Raw genomic sequence first — 18893 nt, 5'->3', positions numbered from 1 at the left:
GACCAGACCCGAACGAACACCCGATGATCGACGAAGCCTTGCCTCGTCATTCGAGCTTCGAACTTCGTTCGTCATTCGGAATTCCTCATTCGTCATTACTTCAGCGCCGCATACACCCGGTGCACATCATCGTGTCCGTCGAGCGCCTGGAGGAAGTTCGTCACCTCCTCCCGCTGCGCATCGCTGATCTCAGGATACTCCTTCGGGTGATAGCCCAGCTCCGAACTCGTGATCACCCATCCGGCCGCCTTCAGCGCCTTCGTCACCGCGTCCAGCGTCGTCGTCTGCGTGAAAAACCGCGCGCCGATGTGGCCAGCGGCCTCTTCATCCTCGACTTCCATCGGTTCCACATTCTCCGCCTCGGTTTCGAGCGCCGCCACTTCGATGTCGAGTGACTTGTCCGCATGATGCGCCTCGATCAGGCCGCAGTGGTCGAACATCCACGCCACCTTGCCCATGCTTCCCGCACGGAACAACACCTTCACCTCCGATGACGTGCGGTTGTTGTTGTCCGTGAGGCATTCCACGATCACCGGCACCCGGTGCGGCGTGAATCCTTCGTAAATCACAGTCTCATACTGCACCGCGTCCGGGCCCGTCCCTGAGCCCTTCGCAATCGCACGCTCGATCGTATCACGCGTCACGCTCTGCTTCTTCGCATTCGCCACCGCCGCAGCCAGACGCGCATTGAACTCCGGATGCGGCCCGCCCAGCTTCGCCGCCACCTGGATTTCACGCACCAGCTTGCCCGTGATCTTGCCCTTCTGGTCCGCCGCCAGTTCCCGCCATTTCTGTTTCCATTGTGCGCCCATGATGTGTGTGTCTTGCGTTGAGGATTGGACGCCATGGAAGAGCAGGCCGGGGGAAATGCAAGAGTGAGGGTTCGGCCCGCGGCAATTGGACTGGCGGACGCTGTCCTTGCTGTTAATCACAACCATGCCCGCCGAAATCGAACGCAAATTCCTCCTCGCCTCCGAGAGCTGGCGCAACGCGATCACCCAAAGCCTGCGCATCACTCAGGGCTATCTGTCGCGTGATCCGGAACGCACCGTGCGGGTGCGAATCAGCGGCGAACAGGCCTGGATGACCATCAAAGGCAAAACCGAGGGCATTTCGCGATCCGAGATCGAGTTCCCACTACCGCTGGAAACCGCCCGCGAACTCATCCCACTCTGTTTCCAGCCGCTGATCGACAAAACCCGCCACATCGTCCTCCACGAAGGCTCCCGCTGGGAAATCGACGAGTTCAACGGCGCCAACGCCGGCCTCATCGTCGCCGAAATTGAGCTTCCATCCGAAGAAACGGTCTTCGCTCGTCCTGAGTGGCTCGGTGACGAGGTGTCGCACGACTTCCGCTACTCGAATGCGAGCCTGTCGGAGAGGCCGTTTAGCGAGTGGGGGTGACTTTAATCGCGACAGCGTCGTGGAGTGCGGTGGCAGAGATGCAAGGGCACCTTGCATCGGCGACACCGCTGTCGAGCGCAGGAAGATCGTCCTTCGACCTCAGCGATCCGTCCGGCACACGACAGCGGTGTTGCGCCCAGGCTTGCCACCGCACTCCACGACGCTGTCGCGAATGGCAAAAGCTTTCAATCTACGATCCAAACGATCCATCGACGACGCTCCGAGTCAGCCAACAAGCAAACCTCACGGTGAACTATGGGCGTGCTGTGTTCATCGGCGGACCACCAGTAAATGACATCTGCCTGCCAGGATGCTTTTGGGCTGAAATAGGTTTCGGCACGTTGAATCGCCACACCTGCAATCGGGAGTAGGCTTCTATCAGCGGGTGCCCACCCCCGAGATTGAACCAATCGCTCGAAATCACCCGGGCTTCCCTCCAAGAGCCAAAGTTGCCGGTGATCGGCGAGAGCAAATGTGTGTTGAGCCAACACGAGCCTCGCATTCTTTGGGATGGGCACTCCGACACTACTCTGAAACATTCTTCGCTCACCTTCGGGAGTCAGTTTGTTCAGGGTTGAACGAATCGACAAGAGAAGGAAAGCCATTAATAGCAAGGGTAGAGTCCAGACTCGCCAACGGGCAGCAACCTTCAGCCAGCGCAGCAACAGAAGTAGTGCCACATAAGCAGGAGCAATCACAAACGCAAAGGCCATACCGCTGAAGACAAGGCCCATGACCAAGGCATGAGCGATTCGATCTGAAAAAGACTCTAAAAGTGAGGAGTGCAGGAATGCAGGGACAGCCGTGTGCGCAATGCAGACGAGAAACGTGAACACGAAACCCGGCCACACCTTCTCATACCACCGAGGTGGTGGAACTGCTTCAAGACTGCTCATACACTCATGATTTCGGATCGCCGTCGATTCAGCAATCACAAAAACCGCGCCGTCCGGCTCACCTTGCTCTTCTTCACCTCCTCGGGCGTTCCAGCGGCGACGAGCTGGCCGCCATCGGTTCCGGCTTCGGGGCCGATGTCGATGAGGTAGTCGGCTTCGGCGTAAACGTCGGGGTGGTGCTCGATGACGACGACGGTGTGGCCTTCATCGACGAGGCGGTGGAGGACGTCGATCAAACGGGCGACGTCGCGGATATGGAGGCCGATAGTGGGCTCTTCGATGAGGTAGAGATTGCGCTTCCCGGCCTTTTGAATGCCTTTGAGCTGCTCCTTGATCGTTTTGCCGTCGCCGCTGCGGAGTTCGGTGACGAGTTTGATGCGCTGGGCCTCGCCGCCGCTGAGCGTGGGGCTCGGTTGACCGAGTTGAAGGTAGCCGAGGCCGGTGTCGGCGAGGAGTTTGAGTGGTCGCGCGATTTTTTGCACGGGTGCGAAGAACTCGGCGGCTTCGGTGATGCTCATGCGGAGCACGTCGCCGATGTGTTTGCCGTTGTATTCAATTTCGAGCGTGGCGGCGTTGAAGCGCAGGCCGTGGCAGGTTTCGCAATGCACACGCGTCGTGGGCAGGAAGGCCATCTCGACCTTGATCTCGCCGTTGCCGCCACAGGTCTCGCAGCGGCCGCCTTCGGTGTTGAAGGAGAAGCGGCTGGCGGTGTAGCCGCGCGTTCTCGCGAGCGGCACTTGAGCAAACAGAGCGCGGATGTCGTCGAGGATGCCGACGTAGGTCGCGGGGCAGGAGCGGCTGGTTTTGCCGATGGGCGATTGATCGACCTCGTGGACGGTTTGGAGGTTTTCGAAGCCTGAAACGGTCTTCCAGGCCTTCGTGACCTTGATCTTGGCCTTGCTGATTTTTTCGCGCACGGCTGGCGACAACGCGCCGTGCATGAAGCTGCTCTTGCCGCTGCCGCTGACGCCGGTGAGCACGGTCAAACGACCGAGCGGAATGCTGACGTCGATGTTTTTGAGGTTGTTCGCGGTGGCGCCGGTGACGCGGAGCCAGCCTGGAGATGGGAGGGCAGGATTGTATTCCTGCCCATTTTTCTGGTCTTTCGGTCTCGCCGGGCCTTTCGCCTTCGAATTCGGCGGGAATGCAATCCCGCCCTCCGGCAAAGGCCTGCGAGTGCCGCGTGAGGGATGTTTGAGCGGATGTTTGAGGCTCTGGCCGGTGACGCTCTGCTTCGCCTTCAAAAGATGCGCCAGCGTGCCTTGCGCGACGACTTCGCCGCCGAATTTGCCCGCGCCGGGGCCGAGGTCGAGGATGGTGTCGGCGCGTTTCATCGTCTCGTCATCGTGCTCGACGACGAGGAGGCTGTTTCCTTTGTCGCGTAGGGCGGTGAGCGTGTTGAGGAGCTTTTCGTTGTCGCGTGGATGCAGGCCGATGGTGGGCTCGTCGAGCACATAAAGCACGCCGCGGAGGTTGCTGCCGAGCTGCGCGGACAAACGAATGCGCTGCGCCTCGCCGCCGCTGAGCGTGTCGGCGCTGCGATTGAGCTGCAAGTAGCCGAGGCCGACCTCCTGCATGAATTTGAGCCGCTGCTCGATCTCCTTCACGATGTCGCGGGCGATGATGGCTTCGGTGCCTTCGAATTTGAGCTTGGCGATGAGTTTGCCGGCCTCACCGGCGGTGAGCGAGGCGAAGTCCTGAATGGTGCTTTTTTGAAGCTGCACGGCGCGGCCGATCTCGTTGATGCGGCTGCCGTTGCAGGTGGGGCACACCTGGCGTGGCGCGGCGTCTTCATCGTCGTCGCTGTGGAAGCGGCGTTCTTCCTCCAACTCGGCTTCGAGCATGGAAACGTCGGCATTGCGGTCATTGAGATCGCGTTTTTGACCGACGTAGCCGAAGCCGCGGCAGTCTTTGCACCAGCCGTGCGGGCTGTTGAAGCTGAAGAGACGCGGATCGAGCTCTTCAAACGACAAACCGCAGCTCGGGCAGCTCATTTCGGTGCTGAGCACGTGCATCGACTTGTCGGCGAGACGCAGCTTGATGGTGCCTTTGCCCATCTTGAGCGCGGTTTCGATGTGCGGGCGCAAAACATCCGCATGTTCGCCTTTTCCGACCTTGGCGATGACGGCGTCGATGCTGTGCTCTTTGAAGCGTTCGAGGCGTTTGAAGCCCATCGTCGGTTTGAACTCGCCATCGACCCAAAGCGTCTCGATGCCGTGTTTCGCGGCGTTTTCGGCCACATCGGTGTGGAAGCCTTTTCGCGCCTTGATGAGCGGCGCGAGCAAATGGCCGCCGTTGGTGCGCAGGTGGCCCATGATGGTCTTGAGGATGGCCTCCGAGCTTTGCTTTTTCACTGCCACGGCGCATTTCGGGCAGAACTGCGTGCCGAGCTTCGCAAAGAGCAGTCGCAGGAAGTGGTAAGTCTCCGTCACCGTAGCCACGGTCGATTTGCCACCGCCGCGCGAGATGCGCTGCTCGATGGCCACCGTCGGTGGCACGCCACTGATGAGATCGACCTCCGGCTTCTCCATCTGCTCGACGAAGGTGCGTGCATAGACGGACATCGAGTCGAGGAAGCGGCGCTGGCCTTCCGCGAAGATGAGATCGAAGGCGAGGGAGGATTTGCCACTGCCGCTGAGACCGGTGACGACGACGAATTCGTCGCGAGGGATGTCGAGGCTGATGTTTTTCAAGTTATGTTCGCGTGCGCCTCGGATGGAGATGGCATTGCTCGCGGCAGCGTCTTGGAGTGCGCCAGTCCTCTGGCGCTTTCGAGCGTCTTCAGGCCCACGAAAAGCTCCAGAGGGCTGGAGCACTCCAGGACGCTCTCGCGTTGTTTGGAACAGCAGATCCCGAAGATACTGGCCCGTGTGCGACGCACTGCAATCCGCGACGTCCTCCGGCGTCCCCGCGATCACAAGCGTCCCGCCGCCCGCGCCGCCTTCAGGCCCAAGATCAAGCACCCAGTCGGCGCATTTGATGACTTCCAGATTGTGCTCGATGACGACGAGGCTGTTGCCTTCATCGACGAGGCGCTGGAGAAGTTTGATGAGCAGCGCGATGTCGTCGAAGTGGAGGCCGGTGGTGGGTTCGTCGAGGAGAAGAAGGCTGCTCTTTCCCGGTGTTTGCGGCTCCAGCAGGTGACCGACGAGTTTGAGGCGCTGTGCTTCACCGCCGCTGAGCGTGTTGAGCGGCTGGCCGAGGCGCAGGTAGCCGAGTCCGGCATCAATGACGAGCTGCAGGCTGCGATTGATCGCCGCGACGGCGCGATGCTCGATGCCGGCGAACCACGGCACGGCGTCGTCGATGGTCATGCTGAGCACGTCGTGGATGGATTTGCCATTGAGCAGGATTTTGAGCGCGTGCGGCTTGTAGCGCTTCCCCTCGCACTCGGGGCAGGTGACGAAGAGATCGCTGAGGAACTGCATCTCGATCTTTTCGAAGCCGTTGCCCATGCAGCGCTCGCAGCGGCCCTCGCCGCTGTTGAAGCTGAAGAAGCCGGGCATGATGCCCTGCGTGGCTGCGTCGTCGCAGGCCGCGAAGAGCGTGCGGATGTGATCAAACGCGCCCGTGAACACCGCCGGCGTCGAGCGCGGCGTGCGTGCGAGCGGTGATTGATCGACCATGACCACGCTGCCGAGCTGCTCCCAACCGCTGATGCTGCCCACGCGTCCGGGTTCGTCCTCGCAGACCTCGCCACGCAGCTTTTGCAGGTTCCGGTAGAGCACGTCGTGCACGAGCGTCGATTTCCCGGAGCCGCTGACGCCGGTGATGCAGACGAAGGCGTTCAGCGGGATGTCCGCGTCGAGTTTGCGGAGGTTGTTTTGGCGGGCGGAGCGGATCGCCAAGCACTTATGATTTACGACTTTTGATTTATGATTTGATCGGTCGGCACGAACGGATGCTTTGGACTGGAAGTGAGTAAGCGAGACCCCGTTCTGCTTGGCGGTGGACTCAAAGAGGGCACGTGGATAGGGATGCGCGATGACGTCGATGGGGACGATGATGTTGTCGGCGGCGCGGGAGAAATTCTCAGGGTTGGTGTCGCCGGTGAGCACCGAATCAGCAGCGCGATACCAGAAGAATTTGTTGCTGTATTGGCTGAGCATCATGTCGTCCGGCACGCGCACGAAGCCGCATTGCGTCATGAACTCATTCACTTCGGCCTGAGTGGGACGTCCCAGATCGACCTCCACCTGCGAGGTGATGATGGAGGCTGTTTTGCCTTTCTCTTTGGCGATGGCTTCGACCCGGATGGTGTCGCCGAAGAGGAGATTCTGTGTGCCGAGGCGCAGCAGATATTCGGACGGCAACGCGTGGCGCAGCGTGAGCTTGTTCGACTTGTTGTCGCTGTCCTGATCAATCACATAGCCGAACTCGCCACGATTGGTGGCTTTGTGGACGAGGTGGCTTCCCTGTCGGTGATACACCTCATGCTCACCACCACCACCAATGTGCGTCCCGAGATCCGCCGGTGCGGTGGCGTGACGATTGAGAATCGCTAGCTGGTCATCGAGAAGCCTCTCTCTTTTCGAGCGGCGAGCCCAGCCGAAACTTTCTTGATCAGCGCCTCGGTGGAGTTCTTCGGCGCACGGATGCGGGCTTGGCGCAGCTTTTCCGGATCGGTCTCGAAGCGACGGATCGGACGGGAGTGGCTGGAGGATGGCGGCGTAGGCACGGCTGCGGGATTCATCGTCGGAGAGAGTGGGGAGGTCGAGAGGATTTTCGGCGGCGGAACTTGAAACTTGAAACTTGGAACCTGAAACAGGTCGCCGCGTTTGCGGCACAGGGATCGACTTTCTTCCGAACAAGTAGTCACCGGTGAGCGAGCCCTTCGTCTTCGAGAGCTTCTCCAGCGGTCCGTTGAAGACGAGCTCGCCGCCTTTCTCACCGCGGCCGGGGCCGATGTCGATGAGGTTGTCGGCGGCTTGCATGACGGCTTCTTCGTGTTCGACGACGAGGAGCGTGTTGCCTTTGTCGCGCAGGCCTTCCATCACGCCGATGAGGCGACCGATGTCGCGCGGATGGAGGCCGATGCTGGGCTCGTCGAGAACGAAGAGCGTGTTTACGAGTGACGCGCCGAGGCAGGTGGTGAGATTCACGCGTTGCAGCTCGCCGCCGCTGAGCGTGCGCGTTTGACGGTCGAGATTCAGGTAGCCGAGGCCGGCGCGGTCCATGTAGCTCACGCGGCTGGCGATTTCATCGCGCAGGAGTTTCGCGGCGTGATCGCCTTCTTTGAGCGGCCAGGTTTGCACGAGCGGATGCAGTTCGCTCACGGGCATGCGCCACAGATCAGCGATGGTGTGCGGGCCGATGCGGAAGGCGTAGGCTTCTTTTTTCAAGCGTCCGCCGCCGCAGTCGCCGCACTCGGTGTAGGCGCGGTAGCGGCTCAGGAAGACGCGCACATGCATCTTGTAGCTGCGCGATTCCATCCACTTGAAGAAGCCACGCACGCCATACCACTCGCCGCGATTGTAGGCGACCTCGGGATCGGGGTCGGTGCCCTCGATGAGCCAGTGGCGCTCCTCGGGCGTGTAGTCATCGAAGGCCTTGTGGATGTCGATGCCGCGCTTACGTGCCGCGCGCTCGAGATCGAGCTGCGATTCGCCATAGGTGCTGCCTTGAAACGGACGCACGAGGCCGAGATTGATGCTCAGCGACTCATCCGGGAGCGCCTTGCCGATGTCGATGCCGAGCGTGCGGCCAAAGCCACGGCATGTGGGGCACGCGCCGATGGGTGAATTGAAACTGAAGAGACCCGGCGTCGGTGTCGGCAGCGTGATGCCGCAATCGGCGCAGCTCCAATCGGTGCTGAAGTGCCGCGTCTCGGCATCGATGTTCACCGCGACCTTGCCTTTGCCATAGCGCAGCGCGGCTTCGAGTGCCTCGCTGAGTCGCGAGCGTTGTTTCGCATCGAGCGCCACGCGATCCTGCACCACGAGCACCTGCGCGGGCAGTTTGCGGCCTTTGAGCGCCTCCGCGTCGTCGAGGCGGATGACGTTTCCGTAGAGCCACACGCGGACGAAGCCTTGGGATTGGAGAAACGTGGCGAAATCGGCGGTGACGGCGTTTTTCGGCACGGGGACGGGAAACAGGATGAGCGCCTGTTTTTCGGCGTGGGCGCTCAAAAGCTCGCGCACGATGCTTTCGGGCGTTTCGGGGCGCACGGGGCGTTTGCAGCCGGGACACGTGGCCTCGGCGAGACGCGGGAAGATCATTTTGAGGTAGTCATTGATCTCCGTGATCGTGCCAACGGTGCTGCGCGTGCTGCGCATGTTGTTCACCTGCTCGATCGCGATCGCCGGCGGGATGCCCTCGATCGAATCGACCTTCGGTTTGTCCATGCGCTCGAAGAACTGCCGGGTGTAAGGCGAAAACGTCTCCACATAGCGCCGCTGCCCTTCGGCGTAGATCGTGTCGAAGGCGAGAGAGCTTTTGCCGCTGCCGCTAGGGCCGGTAATGACACTCAACTGGCCGAGCGGCAGGTCGAGATCGATGCCCTTGAGGTTGTTCTGCCGAGCGCCGCGGACGCGAATGACGTTTTCCAGGTTTTTGGCGGCGGATTTTTTGGCAACACGAGGCATGGGAACGCGAGGATAGAGATACGTTCTCGCGTAGCAATCGGGCGCAGCACGAATCCGCCGATCAGGCTTTTATGGGCGCACGAGTTTCTCCAATTCCTCCACCGTCGTCACGGGAGCCTGGCAGGTGAAGTTCTGGCAGACGTAGGCGGCGGGTTTGCTGGAAACGGGCTTCATGCCGGCGACGGCTTCGTTGTGCTGGGCGAGCCAGGACTGGCCTTCGCCGCCATCGGCATGCAGGAGCACGGCGGCGGGGAGAAATTTGCGACGGATGAAATTCGCGAGCGCTTTGAACTCGGGCGTGCTCGAATCACCCGCGAGGACGATTTGCTGCTTCCCGCGTTGATCGAGGTCGAAGGCCATGGTCATCACGGGGACGGCGGAGGGGCTGTCTTTGAGCGTGGAGCCGAAGAGTGAGAAGATTTTCTCCGCCTGCTGCTTCCAGGTGTCCTTGGCGAGCATGGCGCTGAGGCGCACGAGGTTCAGCGCAGCGAGCGAGTTCGGTGAAGGCTCGGCACCGTCGTAGTCCTCCTTGATGCGGAGGACGCTGTTCGGCATGTCGGTGTGGACGCTGTAGTAGCCGCCGTTTTTGGTGTCGAGAAAGAGCGCATCCATCTCAGCTTGCAAGGAAACGGCCCACTGGAGCCATTTCACATCGAAGCCGGCCTCGTAGAGGTCGAGCAGGCCGTGAATGAGGCAGGCGTAGTCGATGGCGAAGGCTTTGGGTCCGCGCTGGCCTTCACGCCAGGAGCGATGCAGTTCCTTGCCCGGTGTGGTGCAGAGCTGGTCGTGGAGGAATTGCGCGGCACCGGCGGCCAGGGCGATCATTTCGGCATCGGCCAATGCGGCACCGGCACGGGCGAGGCCGCCGATCATGAGTCCGTTCCACGCGGCGATGATTTTGTCATCGAGATGCGGACGTGGGCGTTTGGCACGGGCTTCGAAGAGCTTCTTGAAACCGTCATCGATGATCACTTTGACCTCGTCGGCGGGCTTTTTGAAGTACTCACCGGTGCGTTTGAAGGAGGCGGCACGGTAGAGGGTGTTCAGGCCTTTGAGTTCGCCCTGCGGATCGCTTTCCGGGCGGGCGTTGCCGTCACGACGGGCGCCATAGGCATAGCGGAAGATGCTGCCGTTCTCCTTGCCGAGGATTTCGTCGATCTCGGCGGCCTTCCAGACATAAAACGCGCCTTCTGTCTTGTGAGCGGCATCGGCGGTGGCGAGGCTGTCGGCATCCTCGGCGGAGAAAAAGCCGCCGTCTTGGTGGCGGAGATCGCGCTTCGCATACTCGACGGTGCTGCGGATGATGGTTTCAAACATCGCATTCTCCGTGAGCTTCCAGGCCTCGGCATAGCCACTGAGGAGCTGGCCCTGATCGTAGAGCATCTTTTCGTAATGCGGGATGTGCCAGTAGCCATCGACGCTGTAGCGATGGAAGCCGCCGCCGACGTGGTCGCGCATGCCGCCGTTCGCCATGCCGCGAAGGGTCTTCACGGTCATCTCCATGGCCCAATCGCTTTCGGACGAGCGATCCTCGCCCTTTTTCTCGGCGAGGATGCGATGAATGCGCATGAGCAGGTTCAAGGTGGACGGCCGGGGGAATTTCGGCGCGCTGCCGAAGCCGCCTTCGTGGTAGTCAAAGCTGCCGGAAAGGTCGTCATAGGCCTTTTGGATGATGGCGTCGTGATTGTGGTCGCTGACGGCCGAGTTTTCGTTGTCGAGGTGCTCCTGCAGCTTGTCCACGGAGCGCGTGGCTCGTTCCTCGATGCCTTTGCGGTCTTCCTTCCAGACCTTCGTGAGTTCAGTGAGCAGGGCTTTGAAGCCGATGCGGCCCGGCATGCTCTCCGGCGGGTAATAGGTGCCGCCGTAGAACGGCTTGAGTTCGGGCGTGAGGAAGACGCTCATCGGCCAGCCGCCGTGGCCGCTGGCAGCCTGGACGTAGGTCATGTAGGTGAGATCGACGTCGGGGCGCTCCTCGCGGTCCACCTTCACCGGGATGAAGCTCTCATTGATCTGCTTGGCGATCTCCTCGTCCTCAAAAGACTCGCGCTCCATCACGTGGCACCAGTGGCAGGTGGAGTAGCCGGAGGAGAGGAAGATCGGTTTGTCCTCGGCCTTGGCCTTGGCAAACGCCTCGTCGCCCCAGGGCAGCCAGTTCACGGGATTGTGCGCATGCTGCAGCAGGTAGGGCGAGCGCTCCTTCGCGAGGGCGTTGGTGAACTTGGGGGCTTGGGCGGTCGTGTCGCTCATGAGGGTGTCAAAAGGCAAACGTCCGCACATGGGCCGGGGTTGCAAGGGAGCTTCGCAGCACGGATGGCGCCCGGCTGCCTCAAGCCAGCATGCGCACGGGCACGCCGTGCTCACCGAGGAAGCGCTTCACATCGCCCACGGTGTATTCGCCGAAGTGGAAGATGCTCGCCGCGAGCACGGCGTCGGCTTTGCCATCGCGCAGGACATCGACCATGTGGTCCACTTTGCCTGCGCCACCACTGGCGATGACGGGGATCGTCACGGCTTCGCTCACGGCACGGGTCAAAGCGATGTCGTAGCCATTTTTTGTGCCATCGGCGTCCATGCTGGTCAGCAGGATCTCACCCGCGCCGCGTTTACAGACTTCGGCGGCCCATTCGACGGCGTCGAGCTCGGTCGGATTGCGCCCGCCGTGCGTGTACACCGTCCACGAGCCTTTTTCGTTCCGTTTCGCATCGATCGCGACGACAAGGCACTGACAACCGAAGGCTTCGGCGGCTTCGTCGATGACATGCGGCGTTTTGACCGCCGCAGTGTTGATGCCGACCTTGTCCGCTCCGGCGAGCAGCATTTCGCGCATGTCGGCGACGGTGCGGATGCCGCCACCGACGGTCAGGGGCATGAAGCAGCTCGCGGCGGTGCGCTCCACGACATCGACCATCGTCTTGCGCTCCTCATGACTCGCGGTGATGTCGAGGAAGACGAGTTCATCGGCTCCCTGGGCATTGTAAACCTGCGCACACTCCACCGGATCGCCCGCGTCACGCAGCTGCAGGAATTTCGTGCCTTTGACGACACGTCCTTCCTTCACGTCGAGGCAGGGGATGATGCGTTTGGTGAGCATGAGCGGGGGAATTGATGGATGGGTGGATTGTTGGATGAATGGATGAAGCCGCGAAGCTTGGTTCAGGCATCCATCCAATCATCCAGCCATCCATTCATCCGGCTTCGGCTCAGCCGATCGCGGCCTTCACCAGCGCTTCGAGCTTCACGATGTCCTTGGCGAAGTTGCGGATGCCTTCGGCGGTCTTGTCCACGGCCATGGCGTCCTCGTTGAAGAGCCAGCGGAAGGTCTTCTCGTCGCTGCCGATGCGCTCGATCTTCAGCGAGGCGGCGTTGGCGGCGTTCAGCTTCGGAGAGATCGGATCGCTGCTGCCGGCGAGTTCGCCGAGCAAAGCGGGGCTGATGGTCAGAAGGTCGCAGCCGCAGAGTTCGGTGATCTCACCTTTGTTGCGGAAGCTGGCACCCATGACCTCGGTCTTGTAGCCGAAGTGCTTGTAGTAGTTGTAGATCTGCGTCACGGACTGCACGCCCGGGTCTTCGGTGGGGGCGTAGTCCTTGCCGGTGCTCTTCTTGAACCAGTCAAGAATGCGGCCGACGAAGGGGCTGATGAGCTTGATGCCGCCTTCGGCGCAGGCCACAGCCTGGGCGAGGCTGAAAAGGAGCGTCAGATTGCAGTTGATGCCTTCCTTCTGGAGGACTTCCGCCGCCTTGATGCCTTCCCAGGTGGAGGCGATCTTGATCAGGATGCGCTCGCGAGAGATGCCGGCCTTTTCATACATCGCGATGATGTGGCGGGCCTTCTCGATGTTGCCCTGCGTGTCAAAGGAGAGGCGGGCGTCCACTTCCGTCGAAACACGACCCGGCACGATCTTGAGGATTTCGAGGCCAAAGGCGACCACGAGCTGATCCATCACGGCGTCCACGCCGCCGGATTTGCCGTCGGCCACGGCTTTGTCAAAAATGGCCTTGTACTCGGGCTTCGAGGCAGCCTGGAGGATGAGGGAGGGGTTCGTCGTGGCGTCCTGGGGCTTGTAGGCCTTCATGGCTTCGAAGTCGCCGGTGTCGGCGACCACCACAGTGTGCTGCTTCAGTTGATCGAGCTGGGTCATGGTCTTGGTTTTTTGGGGGCGGGAGAGTAAGGGCAAAGGCGGTGCGTGCAATGGCGAATGCGGACACACGCCAGAACTAAACTCGCCCTCGTGGTTTTGGTTCACACCCCTCACCCCGACCCTCTCCCCGGAGGTCACCATGGTGCAAAGCTTGTCCGAGGCGAGGAGAGGGAGCCAGCTCTCGAGCTGCCGATGACCAGATTGAGTTTGGAATGCGAAACTCCTCTCCCCGCCGCTGATCGGGGATACTTCAGTGTTTGCTTCGGGGGGAGGTCGGGTGAGGGGCGGCGCATGGGTCATCAAGACTGCAACCGCGGTGCCTTACGCCATCTCAATCCAACGCCAAAAACCGCACGCAGATGCTGCCGGGGACATTCACCTTGGTGCCGGTGAAGGTCAGCTTGCCGCTGTCCTGATCGACCTTGAAGAGGGCTGCGGTGCCGCTGTTCTGGTGGGCGGCGATGAGCCATTTGCCGGTCGGGTCCAGGCAGATGTTGCGTGGGATCTGGCCTTCCACCGGCACGTTCTGGATGAGCGTCAGCTTTCCGGTGGCAGGATCGCAGGTGAAGACGGCGATGGTGTCGTGCGTGCGGTTGGAGACATAGACGACGCGGCCGTTGGGATGCGCGAGGCTTTCGGCGGTGCTGAAGCCAGGCTTGCCGCGGTCAGCCTCGGGCAAGGTGGAGACGGTTTCGATCTCGGTCAGGGCGCCTTTTTCCGCGTCATAGGCGAAGACGGTCTCCGACATGCCCATTTCATTGTTCACGAAGACGTACTTGCCGCTCGGGTGGAAGGCGAGGTGACGCGGGCCGCCGCCAGCGGGTGTTTTGGCAAAGGCAGGCTCGTTTGGCGTCATTTTGCCCGTGGCCGGATCGACCTTGTAGATCAGCACCTTGTCCAAACCGAGGTCACAGGCGAAGGCGAAGCGGTTGTCCGGGCTGAAATTGACCGAATGCGCGTGCGGGCCGGTCTGGCGCTTCGGATCGACGCTGGAGCCCTCATGCTGGATGAAACTGGCCGCTTCAGAGACCGAGCCGTCGGCCTTGATGGCGTAGGAGGCGACGCTGCCGCTGCCGTAGTTCGCCAGGGCAGCCATCTGGCCGGTTTTGTCCACGTTCACGTGGCAAGGACCTGCACCGACGGCGCTGGCCTGATTGATCGGCGTCAGCTTGCCGGATTTGAGGTCGATGCCGAAGGAACTGATGCCGCCGCCTTTCTTGCCGTCCGGCAGGCTCACGTCACCGATGGCGTAGAGATACTTCTTCGACGGATGGATGGCGAGGAAGCCCGGATTGCCGGCCTCGGCGGCGAGTTCGGGCTGCGTCAGTTCGCCGGAAGCGGAGTTGAAACGGGCGACGTAGATGCCCTTGCTGCCGTTTTTGGCGTTCGTGTTCGTGCCGAAATAGACCAGGAAGTTCTCCCCGGCGATGGCGGTGGTCGTGAGGGCGGCGAAGACGAATGAAAGCGTGGAGCGGTTCATGAGGCGGCGATGCTGAAGGTTGGCGGGGCGTTGGTCAAGGCTCCGACGTCGGCGGGGGCGGTGAATTTACCTGGCGTTGAGATTGTCTGCTTGCCGCGAGGGCTGGAGGGGTCATCTTCGGCCGGTCAACCGCCCTTCACTGCTCATGAAAACGATCTTGCTCTTCCTGGCTGCCTCCTGCCTGCTGTCCAGTTGTTCGGGTTTCCAGCCGGTGCGACTGGAACACGATGACAAAGAGCAGCTCGACTACCGCGAAGGCGACTGGCAGCCGAAGAACGGCTGATCGTGGTTTGCTGAAATACAGACTGATTGAGGCGCGGATTTGACCGTGGCGATGCTCTTGCCACGATGCGACATGCATCCCGCCTGGTTCCACATCGACAACGAAGCTGACATCCCGTCCCCCGCGCTGCTGTTCTATCGCAGCCGTATCGAGCACAACCTGCGGCTCATGATCCAGATCGCAGGCGATGCGAAACGCCTGCGCCCGCATGTGAAGACGCACAAGTGCGCCGAAATCATCGCGATGCAGATCGAGATGGGAATCACGCGGTTCAAGGCCTCCACCATCGCCGAGGCGGAGATGTGCGCCGCCGTCGGGGCCACCGATGTGCTGCTGGCGATGCCCTGTGTCGGCATCAATGCGCACCGGCTGGCCGAGCTGGCGCAGAAGTTTCCCGAAACGCAGTTCTCCAGCATCGCCGATGCGGAGGAGACGATCCGCTTTCTAGCCTCCGCCGCCCAGCAGCACCAGGTCACGCTGGGGGTCTTCCTGGAGCTCGACTGCGGGATGAGCCGCACTGGCATCGTGCCAGGAGACGAGGCAGCCGTCCTGGCGCATGTCATGAAGGACACGCCGATGCTGCAATTCCGCGGGCTGCATGCCTACGATGGCCACATTCACGATGAGAGCCTCGACGTGCGTCGCGAGCGCTGCGATGCCGCATTCGAGGCCGTGGTGCAGTTTCGCTGCCGCCTTCAGGGCGAAGGCATCGTGGTGAAGGAACTCGTCGCCGGCGGATCACCCACCTTCGGCATTCATGCCGGTTACGCCGACCGCACGCTCAGCCCGGGAACCACGGTGCTGTGGGATTTCGGTTACGGGGACAAGTATCCCGGCGACCTGCCCTTCCAGCCCGCCGCTGTCCTGCTGGCCCGTGTGATCAGCAAGCCGGGCAAAAACCGGATCACCCTCGACCTCGGGCACAAATCCGTCGCGCCGGAGAATCCGCACCCACGCGTCCGCTTCATCGAACTGCCGGATGCCACCGCCGTGATGCAGAGCGAGGAGCATCTCGTGCTCGAAACCGAGCGTGCGCACGAATTTGTCATCGGCCAGGCCCTGCACGGCATCCCGCGTCACGTCTGCCCGACCGTTTCGATGCACGGCGAAGCCTACGTCATCTCCGGCGGCAAAACGACCGAACGCTGGCCGATCACGGCCCGGAACCGGCTGATCACGGTCTAAAACGCCCACAAAACGCGCTTCATGAACCACTGGCTGCTCAAATCCGAACCTGACGTGTTCTCCTTCGCCGATCTCAAGTCGCGACCGAAGAAGACGGAGCCGTGGAACGGCGTGCGGAATTATCAGGTGCGCAACATGATGCGGGATGAGATGGCCGTGGGGGATCTCGGTTTCTTCTATCACTCCAGTTGCGAGGTGCCGGGCATCGCGGGCGTGTGCAAGATCGTGAAGGAGGCCTATCCTGATCCGACGCAGTTCGATCCGTCGTCGGAGTACTTCGACAAAGGCAGCAAGCGGGAGGAACCGCGCTGGCTGATGGTGGATGTGAAGTGGGAGGCGGACTTCAAGACCTTCGTCACGCTGGACATGCTGCGTGCGGACGAAAAGCTGGCTGACATGCTCATCCTGCGTCGTGGGAATCGGCTTTCCATCACGCCCGTGGAGCCGAAGCACTGGGAGCGCATCTGCAAGCTGGGTGGGATTTAAATCGCATGCAGGATTGAAGGCCAACGGCCTTCCGTAAGTCAGCCCCAGGGTGCCGAGCCTTGGCGAGTGCTCCCTGGGGTGATGTGTGGGCAATCTCGTGTCTGTTCATGAACCTCAACGAGGTTCCGTCACTCGAACGGGCCTGCGACGTGACGACGTCTGACGGGACCGCGTTGCGGTCCGATGACGTTGGAATGAAAATGGGTGCGAGAATCCCAAGGGAGCCTCGCTGAGGCTCGGCACCCTTGGGCTGTATGACGCAAACCCGTTGGGTTTGAAAAAAGCGCCTGCGCGAACACGAAATTTCCCGGTGCTTTGGCAGGTGTGTTGGAAGGACTGGAGGCGGATGAGGGCGTCTGCACTCCGTATCATTTCTCCACGACCAAATCCTTCACGCTGACGGTGCCGAAGGCGAAGCCGATGCTGAGATTGGTCTTCGGGCGGGCGATGGAGGCGTGTTCGTAGGTTTTGGTGAAGTCGCCGATCTTGAGCGTGGCCTTGGAGCCGCGCAGTTCGACGCTGACCGGCGTCCAGGCGTCCGGTTTGAGCTTGAGAGCGGGCTCATTCCCGAGCGCGATGGACTTGTGGTCCTTTTCATCTGGTGGGAAGGCCCGGACACCGGCACCGGCCAGGCTGAAGACGATGCGGAAGACATGCCCGTCCTCCCCATTGGCGGTGAAGACAATCGACTTGGTGGCCGCGTCCGGCTTCATGGCGAAACGAATCGCCGCGTCGGTGTAAGCCAGATCGTAGAAAAGGATCGGCCCGTGATCCTTGTTCTTTTTGTAGAGTTCGTCGTCCTGAGTGCAGGTGGCGGTGTTGTCGGCGAATGTCCAATCCCCACGTGAGGCGCGGCGATTCTCGAGCTTCGGCGCGGAGAAGTCGTCTTTGAGCAGCGGGGCGTCGGCTGCGAAGGCGGAAGTGACGGCGAGGAGGAACAGGAGGTGTTTCACGGGAGAGTTTTGGCGATTTTGTTGAAGCCCGCACGGACCGTGCCGTCGTGGCTGATGAGTGGCAGCGGGTTTTCGACGCGGCCAAGCGCACGAACGCCGGGGGCGTCCTTCGTTTTGTCACCGAGATCGGCTTGCATGGCTTCCGCATGCTTCAGAAGCTGCGCGACAATGTCCGCATGATCAGCGGCAACGTTTTGAGCTTCACCAATGTCGGAATCGAGGTTGTAGAGCTCGTTTTTCGCCAAGTGGAGCTTCCACGGGCCGCTGCGGACCGCCTGGAGGTCAAACCCGCGGTAGTAGTGGAACACGTCGTGACCGACGGCACCTTTTTCGCCGAGGAGAACGGGGGAGATGTCCTTGCCGTCGAGTTTCAGTCCGGCCGCAGTCTTCGAGCCCGCCAGAGCACCAAACGTGGGCAGCCAGTCCATGTGAGCGGTGACGGCCTGTGTTTCGGAGCCGGCGGCGATCTTTCCGGGCCACCAAGCGATGGTGCAGACGCGGATGCCGCCTTCCAGTGTGCTGCCTTTGCCGCCGCGGAGCGGGGTGTTGTCCGCGTTTTGGTTGAGCGGCCCGCCGTTGTCGCTGGTGAAAATGACGAGCGTGTTGGAGTCGAGCTTCAGCTCGCGCAGCGTGTCGAGCACCCTTCCGACGGACCAATCGACCTCCAGGACCCAGTCCTTTTGAAGGCCTAGGCCGGATTTGCCCATGTAATCGTGATGCGGGTAGAGCGGGAAATGCACGGCGTTGTGCGGGAGGTAGAGGAAGAAAGGCCCGGATCGATGCTCGCGGATGAATTTCACCGCCCGCTCGGTGTATCGGCGGGTGAAGGTGTGCTGCTGGGCGGCTTTGACGCGTTCGACGACGTTTTGGTCGTCAATGAGCGGGAGGGGCGGTTGCGAGGCCCCTTTGAGGCCAGTTTCATCGCCGCCGTAGTTCTTTGGATCGATGCCCTTGGATGCGACGTCCTTTTCCGGAGGTACCGGCTTGTCGGGATTGCTTTTCGAGCCCTCCTGCCGGGGACCCATGTCGTTCGAGTAGGGAATGCCGAAATAGTGGTCAAAGCCCTGACTGGTGGGGAGAAACTCCGGCTGATCGCCGAGGTGCCACTTGCCAACGCAGGCGGTCGCATAGCCCGCGTCTTTCAACACTTCGGCCACGGTGGTTTGGGCCGGGCTCAAACCCACGGCCGACGATGGAAACAGCACGCCAGGGATGGGGAGGACGCGTTTAGGGTAGCAGCCGGTCATCATGGCCGCCCGTGAAGGGGAGCAAACGGGTGCCGCATAGTGGCTGGTCAGCTTCATGCCCTCCTTCGCCATGCGATCAAGCTGTGGGGTGGGCACCTTCCCGCCAAAGGGGCTGATGTCCGCATAGCCAAGGTCGTCGATGTTGATCAGGACAATGTTCGGAGGCGGGGCTGCGAAGGCAGTGACGCCGGTCAACAGGCATGACAATAGGTTGGAAAGGATTCTCATGAAAAGGG

At 61.4% G+C, this 18893-nt stretch carries 13 protein-coding genes; 4 read left to right on the top strand and 9 right to left on the bottom strand.

Annotation, left to right across the window (positions count from 1 at the left end):
- Window positions 1-95 precede the first annotated feature (95 nt).
- Window positions 96-812 (bottom strand): YebC/PmpR family DNA-binding transcriptional regulator, encoded by a 717-nt coding sequence (locus tag IAE77_RS17290; RefSeq protein WP_294229009.1) that lies wholly within the window; start codon window positions 810-812, stop codon window positions 96-98.
- A 124-nt stretch (window positions 813-936) separates the two neighbouring features.
- Between IAE77_RS17290 and IAE77_RS17285 the strand changes: the two genes are divergently transcribed.
- Window positions 937-1404, top strand: coding sequence for a CYTH domain-containing protein (locus IAE77_RS17285; RefSeq protein WP_294229006.1), 468 nt, complete (start codon window positions 937-939; stop codon window positions 1402-1404).
- Window positions 1405-1589: 185 nt separating this feature from the next.
- On the opposite strand, the gene IAE77_RS17280 is transcribed toward IAE77_RS17285, so the two are convergent.
- The 6 genes from IAE77_RS17280 to IAE77_RS17255 all read right to left on the bottom strand — a co-directional run bounded on the left by IAE77_RS17280 (window position 1590) and on the right by IAE77_RS17255 (window position 14503).
- Window positions 1590-2240, bottom strand: a complete 651-nt coding sequence (locus IAE77_RS17280) for a hypothetical protein (protein WP_294229004.1) — start codon at window positions 2238-2240, stop codon at window positions 1590-1592.
- 95 nt (window positions 2241-2335) lie between these two features.
- Window positions 2336-8884, bottom strand: coding sequence for an ATP-binding cassette domain-containing protein (locus tag IAE77_RS17275; RefSeq protein ID WP_294229002.1), 6549 nt, complete (start codon window positions 8882-8884; stop codon window positions 2336-2338).
- A gap of 69 nt (window positions 8885-8953) precedes the next feature.
- Window positions 8954-11131: a thioredoxin domain-containing protein gene (locus tag IAE77_RS17270; RefSeq protein ID WP_294228998.1), complete on the bottom strand. Its 2178-nt coding sequence runs from the start codon at window positions 11129-11131 to the stop codon at window positions 8954-8956.
- A gap of 79 nt (window positions 11132-11210) precedes the next feature.
- Window positions 11211-11975 carry an imidazole glycerol phosphate synthase subunit HisF gene (gene hisF / locus IAE77_RS17265; RefSeq protein WP_294228995.1) on the bottom strand — a complete coding sequence of 255 codons (765 nt, stop codon included), beginning with the start codon at window positions 11973-11975 and terminating at the stop codon, window positions 11211-11213.
- A gap of 109 nt (window positions 11976-12084) precedes the next feature.
- Complete coding sequence (tal, locus tag IAE77_RS17260; RefSeq protein WP_294228993.1) at window positions 12085-13023, bottom strand: transaldolase; 939 nt, start codon at window positions 13021-13023, stop codon at window positions 12085-12087.
- A gap of 331 nt (window positions 13024-13354) precedes the next feature.
- Window positions 13355-14503: a lactonase family protein gene (locus IAE77_RS17255; RefSeq protein WP_294228991.1), complete on the bottom strand. Its 1149-nt coding sequence runs from the start codon at window positions 14501-14503 to the stop codon at window positions 13355-13357.
- Between the two features lie 145 nt (window positions 14504-14648).
- Between IAE77_RS17255 and IAE77_RS17250 the strand changes: the two genes are divergently transcribed.
- The 3 genes from IAE77_RS17250 (at window position 14649) to IAE77_RS17240 (ending at window position 16457) form a co-directional block, all read left to right on the top strand.
- Window positions 14649-14786: a hypothetical protein gene (locus tag IAE77_RS17250; RefSeq protein ID WP_294228988.1), complete on the top strand. Its 138-nt coding sequence runs from the start codon at window positions 14649-14651 to the stop codon at window positions 14784-14786.
- 72 nt (window positions 14787-14858) lie between these two features.
- On the top strand, window positions 14859-15971 hold the full coding sequence (locus IAE77_RS17245) for a D-TA family PLP-dependent enzyme (RefSeq protein WP_294228986.1): 1113 nt from the start codon (window positions 14859-14861) through the stop codon (window positions 15969-15971).
- Between the two features lie 21 nt (window positions 15972-15992).
- Window positions 15993-16457, top strand: coding sequence for an EVE domain-containing protein (locus IAE77_RS17240; RefSeq protein ID WP_294228983.1), 465 nt, complete (start codon window positions 15993-15995; stop codon window positions 16455-16457).
- A 368-nt stretch (window positions 16458-16825) separates the two neighbouring features.
- On the opposite strand, the gene IAE77_RS17235 is transcribed toward IAE77_RS17240, so the two are convergent.
- Both IAE77_RS17235 and IAE77_RS17230 read right to left on the bottom strand, forming a co-directional pair.
- Entirely contained in the window at window positions 16826-17410 is a 585-nt protein-coding gene (locus IAE77_RS17235) for a hypothetical protein (protein ID WP_294228981.1), read from the bottom strand.
- Complete coding sequence (locus IAE77_RS17230) at window positions 17407-18885, bottom strand: sulfatase (RefSeq protein WP_294228979.1); 1479 nt, start codon at window positions 18883-18885, stop codon at window positions 17407-17409. Before IAE77_RS17230 ends, IAE77_RS17235 begins: the two co-directional genes overlap by 4 nt.
- Window positions 18886-18893 lie beyond the last annotated feature (8 nt).

The organism is Prosthecobacter sp. (assembly GCF_014879935.1).
Classification (GTDB): domain Bacteria; phylum Verrucomicrobiota; class Verrucomicrobiia; order Verrucomicrobiales; family Verrucomicrobiaceae; genus Prosthecobacter.
The sequence above is the reverse complement of the archived record's forward strand: the minus strand, read 5'-3'. Positions and strand labels throughout refer to the sequence as shown.